The sequence below is a fragment of the Thermostilla marina genome (assembly GCF_054657455.1).
The window spans coordinates 1,545,612-1,561,188 of sequence record NZ_BAAHYR010000001.1; the positions used below are offsets into that span (position 1 = coordinate 1,545,612).

The following is a 15,577-nucleotide window of genomic DNA, read 5'->3' on the forward strand; positions in this document are numbered from 1 at the left end:
CGGAGGACGAGCGAACGGAGCGTACCGTCAGGATGAATCAGAAGTCGTCCGGCAGCCTGTGGCCCATCTTGTCGCGCTTGGTGGCCAGATATTTCGCGTTGAATTCGTTGACCGGGCCGACGATCGGAACCTGGTCGACGACTTCGATATCGAAGCCGCTGTAGATGAAGGCGTCGGTCTTTTTCGGGTTGTTCGTCAGCAGCCGGATCTTCGTCAACCGCAAATCTTTCAGGATTTGCAAACCGACGCCGTAGTCTCGGCAGTCGGCGCGATGGCCGAGCGCCAGATTCGCCTCGACGGTGTCCATCCCTTGGTCTTGCAGATGGTAAGCCTTGATCTTCTCGGCGAGGCCGATTCCTCGGCCTTCTTGCGGCAAATAGACGAGCACCCCGGCGCCTTCCTGGGCCATCATTTGCAACGCCAAGTGCAATTGGTCGCCGCAGTCGCACCGCAACGAGGCTACCAAGTCGCCGGTGAAGCAGGAGGAATGCAAGCGCACCAAGGGCGCTTGTCGCTGGGCCGGATCACCAAGCACGATCGCGAGCGGCTCTTGATCTTCGTATCGCACGCCGTAAACGACGATGCGCCCTTCGCCGTACTTGGTCGGCAAGAGGGCTTCGGCCTGGCGATACACGAGCTTCTCCCGAACGCGGCGATGCTGGATCAACTGCTCGATCGTGATGATTCGCAAGTTGAAGCGCCGGGCCAATTCGAGGAGTTCATCGCGCGAAGCACGGTCGCCGCGATCGTTGAGGATTTCACACAGGACGCCGGCCGGTGCGAGATCCGCCATGCGGGCGAGATCGACTGCCGCTTCGGTGTGACCGGCACGCCGCAAGACACCGCCTTCTTTTGCGGCCAAAGGATACACGTGCCCCGGCCTCACGAAATCGCCGGGACGGCTTTTCGGGTCGACGAGCGCCTTGATCGTCGCGGCGCGCTCTTGGGCGGTGATGCCCGTCTTGCAGGTGCGATGATCGACCGGCACGGTAAACGAGGTCGCCAGAGGCGCCGTGTTGACCTTGACCATCTGCGGCAAGTCGAGGCGCTCACAGACCTCGGGCAACACGGGAGCGCAAAGCAACCCCCTCCCGTGGGTTATCATGAAGTTCACGATCTCGGGGGTGACTTTTTCGGCTGCGCAGATGAAATCCCCCTCGTTCTCGCGTTGTTCGTCGTCGAGAACGATGACGACTTCTCCACGGGCGATGGCGTCAACGGCTTCTTCCACCGTCGAAAACTGGCTCGTCACCGATCTAATCCTCGTCTTGGCGTAGCAAGTTATTGTGTGCCTAAGAGTTATGTTGCTTGCTGAAGGCGTGTCCGCAGGCCCGCCGGCGGCCGACGTTTTTTGCGCGGGCGGTCGCACTCGTCGGCAATGTCGTTCGTTCTCCGCCGAATGAGGGGCGCCGACGATGTTCCCCTGTTCATTGTACGCTGCGAGGAAATCGCTCGGAAGTGCCGTCAAAAACAGCTCGTATTCTGCGGGAGCTTGCACGCAATATTGTGTTCTACTGGGGGGGAGAGTAATCGGTTCGCTCCAACACCACGCGGCCGGCCGGAGAGCCATCGGCATTTGCAAGGCAAAACGGGAAAAGAGTAGCGATTGTAGGGATTTTGTGGATTCTGCTGCCCCCTCTGGCCGATGGACGTTCAGGAAAGACTGCGTGGCTTCGGAACCGGTGCGGAATTCGGTTCCGAGCCGGATCGTCGAGAGCATTCTTCACGACAAGGCGAGATATTCGATGACCACACGGTATTTGGCTCTGATTGCGATGCTGTTGGCGACGGTTTCGCTGGGCTGTTGTGCCGTCCACTGCAGGCCGGTGTATGCTCCCGCCGGAGCGTGCGAGGCGTGCGGCGAGACACCTTGTGCGACTCCCGGCACCTGCGGCGCGACGGGATGTTACCGTGGCCCTTTGAGCTGGTTTTTCGACATGTTGGCCGTCGGCTACGCGTGTCCCGACTGCGGAGAGCGATATTGGGGAGATTGGGGCGGCACACCTGCCGAATGTGAGAACTGCGATCACCTCGGCAACTGGACGGGAACGCCTGCGGGAACGATCGGGCCTGCCGTAGTCGGCACGCCCGTCGGGAGCGGCTGTGCCACGTGCGGTGCCAAGGTACATACCTCGCCCGTAACGGATCCGATGGTTTCCAACATGCCGAAGGTGGTAGAAAAGCCGACTCCGGCCGAGCCTGTGCGGGTGGCCGCCAAACCGTTGCCGCGTCCGAAGACGGCGAGCGACGACGGTTCTACGACTCGCTAGTGACATACAAACGGCACGGCGTTTGAGCAAACGCCCGACAATCGACAAACACCTCCGACGAAAACGCCCCTGGATCGAACCATTCGGTCCAAGGGCGTTTCGTGTCGGCGGGCTGGCGGAGCGACGCTGCGATACGACCTTGCGAATGCCCGAACGCAAGCCGCCACCGACGGTTGAAGGAACGCCGTCCGGCCGGGTACACTCGCAGCAGTCGTGCTGTCCGATTGTTCGGAGCCGGTCGGCGGAGTCTGTTCCGGGAGGAAGGTGCGTCATGCCGATGACGGGAATTCGCGGATTATTGGCGATCTTGGCCGAGGCCGGAGTGCCGTACATCTTCGGCAATCCGGGGACGACCGAGCTGCCGTTGAACGACGCGTTGCTCGACGAGCCGAGACTCGAGTACATCATGACGCTGCAAGAGATTCCCGCGGTGGCGATTGCCGACGGGTTTGCGCAGGCCTCCCGGATTCCCGGTGTTGTCAATCTGCACATCAGTTGCGGCCTTGGGAACGCGATGGGGATGCTCTACAACGCCTTTCGCGGGAACGTTCCCTTGGTGCTGACGGCCGGGCAGCAGGACCAGCGGATGATGTTCGAGGAGCCGATCTTGTGGGGGGAGATGGTCGACGTGACGCGACCGTGGACGAAATGGTCGGTTGAGGTCCGTCGGGTCGAAGATATCCCTTCGGCCGTGCGGCGCGCGATCAAGACGGCGCTTACACCGCCGACGGGACCGGTTTTCCTCTCGCTGCCGTTGGACGTGCAAACCGCCCAAGCCGATTTGGACACGCACGCTCCGCATGTGCCCGACGATCGCGTGCGTCCGCCCGTCGGGGCCGTTGAGCGGGCCGCCAAGATTCTTGCCGAGGCAAAATCGCCTGCCGTCTTGGTCGGTTCTCGCGTCCAGGAGGCCGGCTCCGTGGAGTCGTTGGTGGCATTGGTCGAAAAGCTCGGGGCGCCGGTGCTGGTCGAAAATGCAACGACGCACGGCCGTAGCGCGTTTCCGTGCGATCATGATCTGTTCGGAGGTTACCTGCCTTTTTGGTCGCCGCAGATTCGAGAATGTCTCGAACCCTACGACGTATTGCTGGTGGTGGGCATGAAACTGTTCCAACAGTACATCTACCACCAGCCGGGACCGATGCCCGAGCACGTGCAGATCGTGCAACTCGATGAGGATCCCTGGGAACTCGAAAAGAATCACCGAATCGAGGTCGGTGTGTTGGGACACCCGGCCGAGTCGATGAACGCGTTGACGGCCGCGTTGAACGACTATTGGACTCGGGATGCGGAAGAACGCGCGTCGGCACGGCGCCGGGACTGGGCGGCCAGGAATGCTCAGCGGCGCGAAAAATTGCGTCGTGATGCGGAAGCCCGGATGGATGCCAGGCCGATGGAACCTCCGGCGGTCATGGAGACTTTGGCAAGAATCCTGCCGCCGGATGTCGCCGTGGTCGAAGAATCGCCGACCACGACCGGCGCCTATTTGGAACGCAGCGGTGCGCTGCCGAATACCTCCGGGTATTTTGCGCATCGAGGTTGGGCTTTGGGCTGGGGCCTGAATTGCGCGATCGGGGTCAAGCTGGCCTGGCCCGAACGCCCCGTGCTGGCGATTCTGGGCGACGGTTCCGCCCTCTACGGGATCCAAGGTTTGTGGACGGCGGCACGTTACCGGATTCCCACGGTCTTCGTCGTCACGAACAACCGGCAGTACAAGATTCTGAAAGACTGTTCGCGCGTGTTGCAATTGCCGCACGCGTGTCGCGATGAGTATCTGGCGTTGGATCTGGATCAGCCGGTGATCGATTTCGTCGGCCTGGCGCAGGCGTTCGGCGTGCGTGCGGCGCGCGCCGAGTCTCCCGACGCGCTGGCCGATTTGGTGCGAACCGGCTGGGCTTCGGAAGAGCCGCTGTTGGTCGAAGTTCCCGTCCGGCCGGCGAATTGGGACTAAGCCGCAGGATTTCAACGTCCGAAAGAAGGAACTCAGTTCCGGCGGCGCGCGTTGCCGCGTCGAGAATCGGTTCCTGTTTTCTCCCGGCCGTTTCCTTCGTTTGAGGACGCTTGTGCGTTCGACTGGTCGTTCGGCGAGTCGTGGTCGATCGTGCGCACATAACGGCCGAATACCATTCGCCCGGCGCTGGTCTGGAGCACGCTGGTGACCGAGATGCCGATGGTCTGGCCGATGTAAGGCTTTCCATCTTCGACGACGACCATCGTACCGTCTTCGAGATAGCCGACTCCCTGCGACGGTTCTTCACCGGGGCGCAGCACGTGGATCTGGATTTCGTCGCCGGGCAAGAATTGCGGTTTCAGGGCGTTGGCAAGATCGTTCACATTGATGACCTTCACCCCGTGCAATTTGGCGATCTTGTTCAGGTTGTAGTCGTTGGTGACGAGCTTGCCTTCGAGATGCTTTGCCAACGTGACCAGCTTCATATCCACCGATTGTCCGGCGAATTCAGGCAAGTCGCGGTCGTAGATGCTGAAGTCGACGTGCGGTGACGACCGCAGGCGGTTGAGGATGTCGAGTCCGCGGCGTCCTCGCACACGTTTTTGGCGATCGGAACTATCGGCCACCATTTGAAGTTCGTGGATGACGAACTTGGGCATCACCAGCCGGCTATCGAACAGGTTCGTTTCGACCAAGTCGAGAATACGTCCGTCGATCACGGCACTGGTATCGAGGATGAACGGCTGGCGCCCTTTGACTTCCTTCGTGAATTCGACGTAAGGAATGATGAATCGAAACTCGTTCTTGGTTTGCATCAACATGCTGATGCACACGTAACACAATACGCAGGCAAGAACGAGCTGAACTTCGTTGCGTATGAGCGGATCGGCCTGCCAGCTTTCCAGAACCGGCGTGAGGGCAAGACCGGCCACGTACGACAGGAACAACCCGACGATCAGCCCGAAATACACGGCCGAAATCGTGTCCAAACGCTTGCGGGGGACGAGCGCGTCGATGGCAATGACCGTCACGGCGATCGCCATGATGCCGAGAAAGATTCCCCACGGGAGCATCGGCGCGTCGGGAGGATACGTTCCCGATTTGACGATGATCACCGCCACGCCCGCGGAAACCAAAATGAACACGCAACGTAGAATCGCTAAGGCCATGAGATCGAATCTGTTCCGCTGAACTGTCGTCTTAATCGGGAACGGGGAAGTAGGGTGCGGCGCTGCGACGCTGTTTCGGTGTCGCTGTGGCTAGATTCGTCGTTTCCTTCCTCCCGAAACATAGGGCAGAAAACCCTACGACTACCCTATCGAGCCCCAAATGTTGCCTCTTCTTCGTGGATCTCGTCCTAAGATGTGCCACGATATTGTTGATTCGGTGAGGAAAATTCCCCTGCTTGTGAGTATGCACTTTCCCTATCGGTGGGACACCATTTCGTATTGTACGTCCAGAACCGGACCGACGAAAGTCCCAACTTTTCGCTTTCGGCGGCACCACGTTATTGGGGGGGCGCGCCCTACGCTTCCCGACGATTTGCTAGAGCTTCTTACGCAAGGCTTCTCGGAGGGATTCGAGACTTTGGGGGATGACCTTGGTGTCGGCCAAGACGGGCATGAAATTCGTGTCGCCGTTCCAGCGCGGAACGACATGCCAGTGGAGGTGTCCCGGTAGTCCGGCCCCGGCTACTCGCCCGAGGTTAGCACCGACATTGAATCCATGCGGCTGCAGGATGTCTTCGAGCAAATCGAGCATTCGCGTCATTGTGTCCATCAGGGCGGCATGCTCGTCGCTTGTGAGCTTGCGAGGGTCGCCCACATGGCGGCACGGGGCGATGAGCAGATGACCGTTGTTGTAGGGAAACCGATTCAAGACGACGATCGTGCGTTCGTCGCGAGTGACGACCAGTCGATCGGGATCGTCGGGAGCAGCAACCGCCTGACACAGAAAGCATTCGGGATCGGCGTCGGGCAGGAGCTTTTCCGGCGGAATGGGAGCCGGTTTGCGCTCATCTGCCGATTGTACGTAGGCCAGTCGCCACGGTGCCCAAATGCGATCCATACTCACGGCGCGATCCTCCCATCATAGGGTGTGGTACGATTCTCGATCCGGGGCCGAGGGGCCGTTTCGCCCGAAAACGCTCATTATCGCCCTCGACCGGCATTGCCGAAAGGACGCGTCGATGCGTCGCCCGGCTTGTGTAGCAAGCCTAGTGGCGGAACATCGTAGGATGGTAACGACAAAGACGTCTCCCGCAAAGCGGGGAAAAACGGTAGACTGGTGAAAATGCTTTCGACCGTGGGGGCTAACGGGGGCCGTGTGAACGCCGGTGGAGATCGCTGGGGCATCGAGACGGGAAAACCGATGACCGGTACCGACTTTCGGGTCGATTTGGACGTGTTTCGCGGGCCGCTGGACCTGCTGCTGTACCTTGTGCGCAAGCACGAGGTCGAAATCACGGAGATTCCCGTCTCGGCGATTACCGAGCAATTTCTCGAGTTTCTTGACGCCGTCGAAGTGCTCGACGTAAACGAGGCTGCCGAATATCTCGCCGTCGCGGGCAGACTCATCGAGATCAAGTCGCACGAGATTTTGCCCCGGCAAGAGGTCTACGACGAGGAAGGCGAACAGCTCCGCGAGGAATTGGTGCAGCGGTTGCTGGAGTACAAGAAGTACCGCGATGCGGCCTCGGTACTGGACGAACGCAGCCGGCAATGGCAGTTGCAGTATCGCCGCATGAGCGACGACATCGGCAAGCGCGAGCGAAATCCGGCCGAAGAACCCGTCCAAGAAGTCCAGCTTTGGGACTTGGTGAGCGCCTTTGCCCGAATCTTGCGGGACAACGTGGCCGTCAAGCCGTCGAGCATCGTCTACGACGAGACGCCGATCCATGTGTTCATGGAGAGGATCTTCACGCGGTTGCAGCGGGAACGTAAACTTCCCTTTGTGCGGCTGTTCCGGCCGGGAATGCACAAATCGACGTTGGTCGGCATGTTCTTGGCCTGCCTCGAGCTGGTGCGCTACAAGTACGTTCGATTGGAACAGAACGAGTTGTTCGGCGAAATCTGGCTCTTTGTCCGAGACGACGCACCCGCCGAGTTCCGTTTCGGTCGAGGCGACGAACACCGCCTTCCGAATCGATCTACCGATCCCACGGCGGCGTGAACGCAAGCGGCAAAGTGCCAAAAGCACTCTGGCCCGGCGTCGCTAGGGATCACCGCTGTTTCTTCAAGCCTACGGATTCAATTGCAGACGAAGCATGCAGGAACCGGAAAACACCCGGCGCTCCGTCGCCGATCAAGATGAACCGACGATGCTGGACGACCTTCCCGTTCGGTCGTTGAAGTTCAAGAACATCACGATCGAGGGGTATTCGCGGGCGGCCGTTCAGTCGTATTGGCGCATTCCCGAGATGCGTTTGGGATTCGACCTGGGCGCGCAGCCGTGGGCGTTCATGGGAACGCCCAATTGGTTTGTCACGCACACGCATATCGACCATGTAGCAGGCGTTGCGGCTTACGTTTCACGCCGCCGAATGATGAAGATGGCGCCGCCGACGATCTATGTCCCGAAGTCGGCCGTCGAACCGATCCGCCGGTTACTGCGGGCATTTGAACGGCTCGATCGCGGAAGGCTTCCCTGCGAACTGATCGGGGTCGAACCGGGCGAAGAGTATTCACTTTCGCGGGATTTGCTGGTTACGACCGTCCCCACGCGTCACACGGTGCCCTCGGTCGGATACATGGTTTGGGAATGCCGGCGGAAGCTCAAAGAAGAATTCCTGGGCCTACCGGGCGAGAAAATTCGCGACCTGAAGCTTTCGGGCGTCGAGATCACGAATGAGCTTCGGATTCCGCGGGTGGCCTACCTGGGCGATTGCCTGATCGATGTATTGGACGAGGTGCCCGACCTTTACCGAAGTGAGGTTTTGATTCTCGAATTGACTTTCGTGGCGCGAAAGCATCGCCGTGAGAAGATTCGGAAGTTCGGCCACATCCACTTGGACGACCTGCTCGAACGCCGCGATCGGTTCGCCAACGAATTGATCATCGGTGCACACTTCAGTACGCGGTACCACACGCGCCAAGTGGCGCGCTATGTCCGCCGGGCGATTCCCGACATGCTCGACGGCCGTTTGCGGCTATGGTTGTAGCGATGAGTCGGGAGTATCGGCACGGCGTTCCTCCCGCGTTTACGAAGCCACGAGAATCTTTCATGCCGACGGAATCGCTTTCGAACCGTTCCCCGGTGTGTCTACAATAGGGCGTTGCCCGTCGGTGGATGACGACGTGGCAAGGCATCTTCACCGATTCCGAGAGGAGTGCGAAATGAGCACGCACCGCAAGATCAAGCGTCGCGCGTTCTTGAAGGCGGGAGCGGGAGCCGTCGTAGCAGGCGTGGCTGTCGGGAAAGTATCGGCACAGACGCCGAAACGGCTGGAAGGCTGCGAGGTTTTCGTGCCGTATCGCACAATCACGAAAGGCCCCGAGCATCATTGGTTCGGATACTACGACAAGCTCGAGTTTGATCCGCAAAACCGATTCGTTTTGGGGATGGAGGTCGCGTTCGAGCACCGCTCTCCGACTCCCACGGACGAAATCCGGGTGGGAATGGTCGACCTCGAGGACAATGACCGCTGGATCGAACTAGGACGCACGACGGCCTGGTGTTGGCAGCAAGGATGCATGTTGCAGTGGCGACCGGGCGACAAGCGTGAGGTCGTGTGGAACGATCGCGAAAAGGATCATTACGTTTGCCGCATCCTCGACGTCGAATCGGGGGCGATGCGAACGATTCCGCATCCGATCTACGCCCTGTCGCCCGATGGAAGATGGGCGGTCACGACCGACTTCCGGCGAATCAACGACATGCGACCGGGGTACGGTTATGCGGGTATTCCCGATCCGTACGCCGACGACCCGGCCCCCGAACAATCGGGGATTTGGCGCGTCGATCTGGAATCGGGCGAGGCCGAGCTGATCCTCTCGTTGGCCGAAGTAGCGGCCGTGCCGTGTGCGATGGATACCACTGGGGCGAAACACTACTTCAATCACTTGTTGGTGGCGCCCGACGGAAAACGGTTCGTCTTTTTGCATCGGTTTCGGCGCCCCGGCGATCGAACGTTCACCACGCGGATGATGACCGCCGCGCTCGACGGATCGGACTTGCGGGTGATCGATCCGTCGGGAGCGACCTCACACTTCATTTGGCGCGATCCACGGCACATCCTGGCTTGGACCCGCCACGACCTGGCCGGTAACGCGTTCTACCTGTTCGAGGACGCGCCCGAGCCGAAAGTCGAAGTCGTGGGACGCGGCGTGATGACACGCAACGGACATTGCACGTATCTGTCGGGGAACGAATGGATTCTCAACGACAGTTATCCCGATCGGGATCGCTATCAAGAAGTCTACCTGTATCATGTGCCCTCGGGCCGCAAGGTCGTCTTGGGCCGGTTCCGCTCTCCGCCGGAATATACCGGGGAATGGCGGTGCGATACCCATCCGCGATCGAGTCGTGATGGAAAGTTGGTTGTTATCGATTCGCCACACAACGGGCAAGGCCGTCAGCTCCACTTGCTCGATCTTCGTGAGATCGTCGGTTGATCGGCGGATGGAAAAGGCAAGCGAACCGTCGACAAGGCATTCTGCGTAAAGAACACAGTGTGGAAAAGACGGTGGGGCAAACCGGCGGCAAGCAAAACCGAGAAAATTCGAAACCAGCGAAAAGTGAAAAAGGAGGCGGCGTGACGAGCGGGAAGCCGAAGCGGGTGGCGGTCATCGGAGCCGGAATTTCCGGGTTAGCGGCAGCTTGGAAACTCGTGTGCGCAGGCGACGGCGTATCGGTGACCGTCTTCGAAGCGGCCGATCGACCCGGCGGCGTTCTTTCGACCGTCGAAGCCGACGGTTTCCAGGTCGAACAAAGCGCCGACAATTTTATCACGACCGTGCCGTGGGGTGTGCGGCTGTGTCGGGAGCTGGGATTGGAACAGCGCCTCTGTCGCACCTCGCCGCAAGCACGGAAAACCTATGTCGTCTGCCGCCGAAGGCTGCATCCGCTGCCGGAAGGTTTCTTGATGATGGCACCGACCAAGATGTGGCCGTTGGCGACGACGCCCATCTTGAGTCCGGCGGGAAAACTTCGCGCCGCAATGGAATATTTCTTGCCCCCACGCCGCGACGACGAAGATGAGTCGATGGCCCATTTCGTGCGACGACGCTTGGGCCGCGAGGTGTTCGATCGACTCGTGGAACCGCTGATCAGCGCCGTCTATGCAGCCGACATGGAAAAGCTCAGTGTGTTGGCGACGCTGCCTCGGTTTCGCGAAATGGAACGACGCCACGGTTCGCTTATCCGCGCGATGCGTCATCAAATGCGCGAACGACGCCGCAAGGCCCGCGAAGCGGCGGCGAAAGAAGTATCGTCTAAAGGGACGCAATCCGACAGCGGCGCCCGGTTCAGCATGTTCGTGGCGCTTCGCGGCGGAATGGGAGAGCTTGTGGCGGCGCTGTGGTCGCGACTGGAAGAAGCCGGTGCCGATCTGCGATTGGGGACGCCTGTGACGCGAGTGCAACGGGAGGCGTCGCAGTGGCATGTCGAAGTCGATGGACGACCGAGCGAGGCTTTCGACGCGGTTATCGTGGCCGTGCCGGCTTCGGTCGCCTCGCCGCTCCTGAAAGCAGTCGATGCCGAACTTTCGGATCAGTTGGCGAGCATCGACTATTCGGGAACGGCGATCGTTTCAATGGGCTTTCGGCGGGATCAAGTTCGACATCCGCTCGACGGGGCGGGATGCGTCGTTCCGGCGGTGGAGAAGAGCCCGCTGTTGGCCTTGAGCTTCAGCAGCTCGAAGTATCCGTTTCGTGCGCCCGACGATTGCGTGTTGGTGCGGGCGTTTACGGGCGGAGCCCGTGACGAGAAAATGGTGACCGAATCACCGGAACGAATTCGTGACCTCGTCTTGCCCGAGCTGCGGACGTTGTTGGGCATTCACGGCGATCCGGTATTCGAAAATATCTCGCGCTGGCCCGGAACGATGCCGCAGTATCACGTGGGACATCGAGAGCGGACGAACGCGATCTTCGAGAAGGTGGCGGCGCACGCAGGACTGGCACTGGCGGGCAACGCCTACTACGGGGTCGGGGTTCCGCACTGTATTCGCAGCGGACAAGAGGCGGCTTGCCGTGTGCTCGGGATCGAACCGGAAGACGACGGCATGCCGCGATTCGGAACGGCCTGAATGTTCGGCTTGGAAACGGACGCTCGGCTCTTGTCAATTGCGTAGTCGTTCGAGCCTTGCGCGAATCTCGTTGAGTCGCCGTTCGAGCTTCTTCTGCGAAAAGCCGGAAAGTTGGGGTAATGCCTGTTCCCCCCAGTAGAGCGCTCGGCGGTCCATCTCGGCGGCAAGGTATTCGTCGCCCCCGTTGCCTGCGGTCACGGCCGCTTCGTGCCACGCCTCGCACAAAGCCGTCATCGTGTCGGCATCGAGATGTTCTTGGGCGTCGAGTTCCATGACGGCCAGGGTGCGCAGAGATTCCTGGTCGCCTTCGGCAAGAAACGCCAAGCCGCGTTTCCAGTCGTGTTTCGTGAAACAGTAGTAGCGTCCGACAACCGACTTGGCGCCGGCGTCGTCGGGGTTTTGTTGCAGGGCGGTTTGCGCGTCACGGAACGCCTCGAACTCGGCTTTGCGACGGGGAATCGCGTTGATCAAATCGCGCGATTGACGCATCAACGACGTGTCCCGCGCGTCCATGGCATGTTTGTACGCCGCATCTGCCAAGACCGAAGCCGCGTCGAAGTCGTCGGCGGAAAAACGGTTTTGACTCCAGCGCAAAGCCGAACGTGCGGCGGCGACACGTGCCGGTCCCGCCATGCCGCTCGGCGAATCGACGAGGTGATCGGTCAATACGTCGAGAAATTCAGCTTCGAAATACCGGCACATTTCCCTTACCGCCAATTCGACCAGCGTGCTGTTACCGCCCAGCAGCCCTTGGGTGATCGCCTCGTCGAAGAGCGCGTAGCGCGCGATCGGGTCGTCTTCGGTGGCTTTCGCATCCGCCAAAAGGCGTTCGCCGAACCGCACGTGTAATGTCATGCGGCGCGAGATGTCGGTTTCCGACGTCAATTCGCGGTACTCCGCCGCGTAAACGTCGCGGATCTCCGCGCGTTTGGCGGCCAAGGCGTTCTCGTCGACGGGAATGGGGATGCGTTGCGGCGGTTCAGAAGGCGATTCGGGGGCGGTCGCGTCGTCGTCGATCACGGCCGAGAGTTCCGCCGGAAGATTGTCCCGAGGAAAGCCTGCATCGACGGCCACGAGTACCGCATCACGCGCCCGATCGGGCGAGCCATCTCGATCGAGATGCCAAAAACACGCGACGGCCAGCAGGCGTGAAGGCCCTTCGGGAAGCTTCGTTTCGGCAAGACGCACCAACAGTTCGGGAGGCAGATCGGTCAGGGCATATTCGGCCTGTTCGTTTTCTCGCTGCACGACGAGACGTTCCGTCGTGTTCTCGACGACAACCGCTTGTTCGCCGTCGATATCCACTGTTGTTCCCGGTGTGAGGGCTTCGAGCCCCGATGCCGCGAAACGCCAAAACGATCGCCAAGCCTCGTATAGCAATTTTAGTTCGTCAAGTTTGGAGCGTTGTTCGCTCGATTGAGCCCACTGTTCGACGACGGGATACAGGTGCCGTGCAAGTTCCACATCGCGATCGGCCATTGCTTCGCGAAGCCGATCGACCGCAGTGTCGAAGTCGGAGATCTGGGTGATGTCGACCGTCTCCGTCGTTTCGCCGATCGGTTCGGAAGGCGGCGTCGGCGTATCCGAGGAGGTCTCCGGGCCGCCGATCGGCTCTGCGGGAACCGGAACGTCGTCCGATGAAGCCGAGGCCGATGTTGTCGGAGCGTCGGGAACCGCCGGATCGTTCGACGAATCGGGGGCCGCCGGGGATGGGGCAGCGGGCTGTGAGAGGGTGGCGTCTTGCGGCGGGGCGCTACGACCGCCCAGTAATAGGTAGAACCCCCCGGCTAGTAGCGCAAAGGAAAAGCTTCCTGCGACGAGATAGGCGATCCACGGCTGTGGACCTCCGGTGCGCGGAAGCGGAATTTCGTCGTCGAGCGAGACGACCGGCGCATCGGGCGCGACGCCCTCGGGTGCCACCGATGACAAAGGCGGCATCGATTTGACCTGTGCCATCCGCAACTGGGCGTCGTATGCCGCTTTGCTTTCGGGGTTCAGCAAGCAGACCTTGGCAGCGGCGATTTCATTGAGGATACGCTGTGATACGGCCGCACGCGGGCCATTTTGGAACATCCGCACGTAGGCCATCTGCCGATCGGCGGCATTGGCGATCACTTCAGGGTCCGACTCGAACAGCTCCAACCCCAGCAGCCGATAATGATTCGGCGGACGTTCCGGATCCCGGATGCCGAGCCACTGGACGTAGGGGTCGAACGAATCAGTCATGGAAACTGTCGCGGTCGTAGAAGCCGAACCATGAACGAAGGGCACATCGCCGGTGTCGACACGACCTCATTATGGGCCCTCGCCGAACGAGCGACAAGCAATGCTGCTGCGGCAAAGGGAAAGGACCGCCTCCGGGAAAGGAAGCGGCCCTTGTCACCGAGCAAAGTTACATCATCATGCGTTGCGTCACGGATTATAGGCCAATGCAGCGGGGGCGTTGTAACGTCCCTCGGCCGCCACGGCTTGGAGGAAGCGTTTGGCTGCCAGGTATTCCGAAGGCGTCATGTCTCGGATGTGGCTACGCAGAACGTTTTCCATGTTCTTGGCAAGAGTCGTCAACTGGGCTTGGAATGTCGCAGGGGCCTTGCCCTGGGCGCGGGCGGCAAGCAACGCATCCACTTGGGCTCGGTATTGAGCCAGCGATTCGAGTTGCAATGCGGCGGGCCAACGGACTTTTCCGGTGGCGGCATCGAATTGGGCTTCCGTCAATCGAACCGTGCGCACTGCGGAAGTCGGTTGGGCGCTCACTGCCGGACGGGCCTTCGGACGCGTTTGCATCGAGACGTAGGTGTCGCGCGCCTGACGCCGGTCATAGTACGTCTTGGCGGCTTTCAGGGTGTTGTCGAGCGACACCGAACGAGTTTGTTCCAGCATGTTCAGGGTCTTGGCATCGTTGGCACGGGCTTCGGCGATTGCGCGGATGAAAGTGCTCTGCGCGTTCAGCAATCCGGCTCGAGCTTGCATCAGTTGGGCTTCGCCCTGGTAGATGATTTGGGCGGGGCTGAGCTTCGGCGGTTCACCGGCGATTGCCACAGTCGTCATGATCCCGGCGAAAACAACACTCAGGCAGGCGAAAGAAATCTTGCGGTTCATCGTTTCAGTCCTTCCGTGATTTGAGGTGGGAAAGTAGGGAGGTGGGAAAGTTATGAGGTAGGAAGTGGGTGGGATTCTCACGTCGCTCCGTCAGAGATGTCGAATCCCGAGCGGTCCGAGTCGGGGACCTCGCGGTCCCGGTTTCGCACCGGCCGAACGCTCGGACCTTCGTCCGGCCGGTGCTTCTGGCAGTCGTTACTCGTTATTCCTCCTTTTTCAAGGATACGGTAGTCGTTCGTGCCGACGCCCATGGGGCGGGATGTTGATTTCGGTTCAGAATGCTTGTGCCACGTTCGCCGCCGCCGGGGCCTGGATCGCGTCGACGACCATCCGATCGAGGAACTTGCGGGCGGCCATGTAGTCGCTCGGCGAAAGCTCGCGAATTTGCGACCGGAGAGCCGTCTTGAGACGATCGGTCACGTTGCGGACTTTCACGTAGTAGTCACTGCCGACTCCGCAATCGCTCGGCTTACGGGCGGCGTACAGGGCTTGCAGTTCGTTTCGCAGCTTCGCGTAGCGGGCATCCAACAGGGCTGCCGGCCATTTGAGCTGACGGGTGACCGAATCCACTTCCGCCGGAGTGAGCCCTTGCATGCGGACGGCCGCGGTCTGTTGCACGGGCGCGGCGTGCTTGCTGTCGGAAGGCGAAGCCTGCGATTTCACTTGCAACGATACGTAGGCGTCGCGGACTTGGCGGCGATCGTAGTACGTTTTGCAGGCCTTGAGGCTGTTGTCGATTCGCAGGCCGCGGGTTTGCTCCATGGTCGCCAGCCGTTGGGCTTCGCTTTGCCGGGCCGCCGCCAACGATTTGATGAAGTTCGCTTGGGCGTTGATCATAGCCGCGCGGGCTTGCATCAGCTGAGCTTCACCTTGGTAAACGATTTGCATCGGATTGACTTTCGGCGTTTCGGCGAAAGCCGGAAGGCCGAGTCCGAAACTCACGACTGCCGCGAGGGTAATGATGGTCTTGTGCATCGCTAATCTCCTTCAACGTTTCAGGTGGGACAAAGT

The 15,577-nt window shown here is 60.4% G+C and carries 12 protein-coding genes; 6 read left to right on the forward strand and 6 right to left on the reverse strand.

What is annotated here, in order from left to right; all coding sequences use genetic code 11:
• Positions 1–37 precede the first annotated feature (37 nt).
• The gene (gene ribB, locus ACYQ2I_RS05550) at positions 38–1,252 is read right to left on the reverse strand and encodes a 3,4-dihydroxy-2-butanone-4-phosphate synthase (protein ID WP_460166007.1); all 1,215 of its coding nucleotides are present in this window, start codon (positions 1,250–1,252) and stop codon (positions 38–40) included.
• 493 nt (positions 1,253–1,745) lie between these two features.
• Here ribB and ACYQ2I_RS05555 point away from each other — a divergent pair, with 493 nt between their 5' ends.
• Entirely contained in the window at positions 1,746–2,270 is a 525-nt protein-coding gene (locus ACYQ2I_RS05555; protein WP_460166008.1) for a hypothetical protein, read from the forward strand.
• 271 nt (positions 2,271–2,541) lie between these two features.
• Positions 2,542–4,221 carry a thiamine pyrophosphate-binding protein gene (locus ACYQ2I_RS05560; RefSeq protein ID WP_460166009.1) on the forward strand — a complete coding sequence of 560 codons (1,680 nt, stop codon included), beginning with the start codon at positions 2,542–2,544 and terminating at the stop codon, positions 4,219–4,221.
• A 32-nt stretch (positions 4,222–4,253) separates the two neighbouring features.
• On the opposite strand, the gene ACYQ2I_RS05565 is transcribed toward ACYQ2I_RS05560, so the two are convergent.
• Together ACYQ2I_RS05565 and ACYQ2I_RS05570 are read right to left on the reverse strand one after the other, a co-directional pair.
• On the reverse strand, positions 4,254–5,390 hold the full coding sequence (locus ACYQ2I_RS05565) for a PIN/TRAM domain-containing protein (protein ID WP_460166010.1): 1,137 nt from the start codon (positions 5,388–5,390) through the stop codon (positions 4,254–4,256).
• A 376-nt stretch (positions 5,391–5,766) separates the two neighbouring features.
• Positions 5,767–6,288, reverse strand: a complete 522-nt coding sequence (locus tag ACYQ2I_RS05570; RefSeq protein ID WP_460166011.1) for an HIT family protein — start codon at positions 6,286–6,288, stop codon at positions 5,767–5,769.
• Positions 6,289–6,546: 258 nt separating this feature from the next.
• On the opposite strand from ACYQ2I_RS05570, the gene ACYQ2I_RS05575 reads away from it, so the two are divergent.
• From ACYQ2I_RS05575 to hemG, 4 genes are all read left to right on the forward strand, one after another.
• Positions 6,547–7,392, forward strand: a complete 846-nt coding sequence (locus ACYQ2I_RS05575; protein ID WP_460166012.1) for a segregation and condensation protein A — start codon at positions 6,547–6,549, stop codon at positions 7,390–7,392.
• 94 nt (positions 7,393–7,486) lie between these two features.
• A complete protein-coding gene (locus ACYQ2I_RS05580; protein WP_460166013.1) occupies positions 7,487–8,380 on the forward strand; it encodes an MBL fold metallo-hydrolase in 894 nt (297 codons plus the stop codon).
• A 175-nt stretch (positions 8,381–8,555) separates the two neighbouring features.
• Positions 8,556–9,833 carry a TolB-like translocation protein gene (locus ACYQ2I_RS05585; RefSeq protein ID WP_460166014.1) on the forward strand — a complete coding sequence of 426 codons (1,278 nt, stop codon included), beginning with the start codon at positions 8,556–8,558 and terminating at the stop codon, positions 9,831–9,833.
• Between the two features lie 140 nt (positions 9,834–9,973).
• Positions 9,974–11,467 (forward strand): protoporphyrinogen oxidase, encoded by a 1,494-nt coding sequence (gene hemG / locus ACYQ2I_RS05590; RefSeq protein WP_460166015.1) that lies wholly within the window; start codon positions 9,974–9,976, stop codon positions 11,465–11,467.
• A 33-nt stretch (positions 11,468–11,500) separates the two neighbouring features.
• Here the strand turns inward: hemG and ACYQ2I_RS05595 are convergent, their stop codons facing one another.
• The 3 genes from ACYQ2I_RS05595 to ACYQ2I_RS05605 all read right to left on the reverse strand — a co-directional run bounded on the left by ACYQ2I_RS05595 (position 11,501) and on the right by ACYQ2I_RS05605 (position 15,541).
• Entirely contained in the window at positions 11,501–13,693 is a 2,193-nt protein-coding gene (locus ACYQ2I_RS05595) for a hypothetical protein (RefSeq protein ID WP_460166016.1), read from the reverse strand.
• 186 nt (positions 13,694–13,879) lie between these two features.
• Positions 13,880–14,566 carry a hypothetical protein gene (locus ACYQ2I_RS05600; RefSeq protein ID WP_460166017.1) on the reverse strand — a complete coding sequence of 229 codons (687 nt, stop codon included), beginning with the start codon at positions 14,564–14,566 and terminating at the stop codon, positions 13,880–13,882.
• A 273-nt stretch (positions 14,567–14,839) separates the two neighbouring features.
• Positions 14,840–15,541: a hypothetical protein gene (locus ACYQ2I_RS05605; RefSeq protein WP_460166018.1), complete on the reverse strand. Its 702-nt coding sequence runs from the start codon at positions 15,539–15,541 to the stop codon at positions 14,840–14,842.
• Positions 15,542–15,577 lie beyond the last annotated feature (36 nt).

Excerpts from the sequence above, each read along its gene's own strand:
- ACYQ2I_RS05555 (WP_460166008.1), top strand. The coding sequence starts at position 1,746 with ATGACCACACGGTATTTGGCTCTGATTGCGATGCTGTTGGCGACGGTT.
- ACYQ2I_RS05560 (WP_460166009.1), top strand. The coding sequence starts at position 2,542 with ATGCCGATGACGGGAATTCGCGGATTATTGGCGATCTTGGCCGAGGCC.
- ACYQ2I_RS05565 (WP_460166010.1), bottom strand. The coding sequence starts at position 5,390 with ATGGCCTTAGCGATTCTACGTTGCGTGTTCATTTTGGTTTCCGCGGGC.
- ACYQ2I_RS05570 (WP_460166011.1), bottom strand. The coding sequence starts at position 6,288 with ATGGATCGCATTTGGGCACCGTGGCGACTGGCCTACGTACAATCGGCA.
- ACYQ2I_RS05580 (WP_460166013.1), top strand. The coding sequence starts at position 7,487 with ATGCAGGAACCGGAAAACACCCGGCGCTCCGTCGCCGATCAAGATGAA.
- ACYQ2I_RS05585 (WP_460166014.1), top strand. The coding sequence starts at position 8,556 with ATGAGCACGCACCGCAAGATCAAGCGTCGCGCGTTCTTGAAGGCGGGA.
- ACYQ2I_RS05595 (WP_460166016.1), bottom strand. The coding sequence starts at position 13,693 with ATGACTGATTCGTTCGACCCCTACGTCCAGTGGCTCGGCATCCGGGAT.
- ACYQ2I_RS05600 (WP_460166017.1), bottom strand. The coding sequence starts at position 14,566 with ATGAACCGCAAGATTTCTTTCGCCTGCCTGAGTGTTGTTTTCGCCGGG.
- ACYQ2I_RS05605 (WP_460166018.1), bottom strand. The coding sequence starts at position 15,541 with ATGCACAAGACCATCATTACCCTCGCGGCAGTCGTGAGTTTCGGACTC.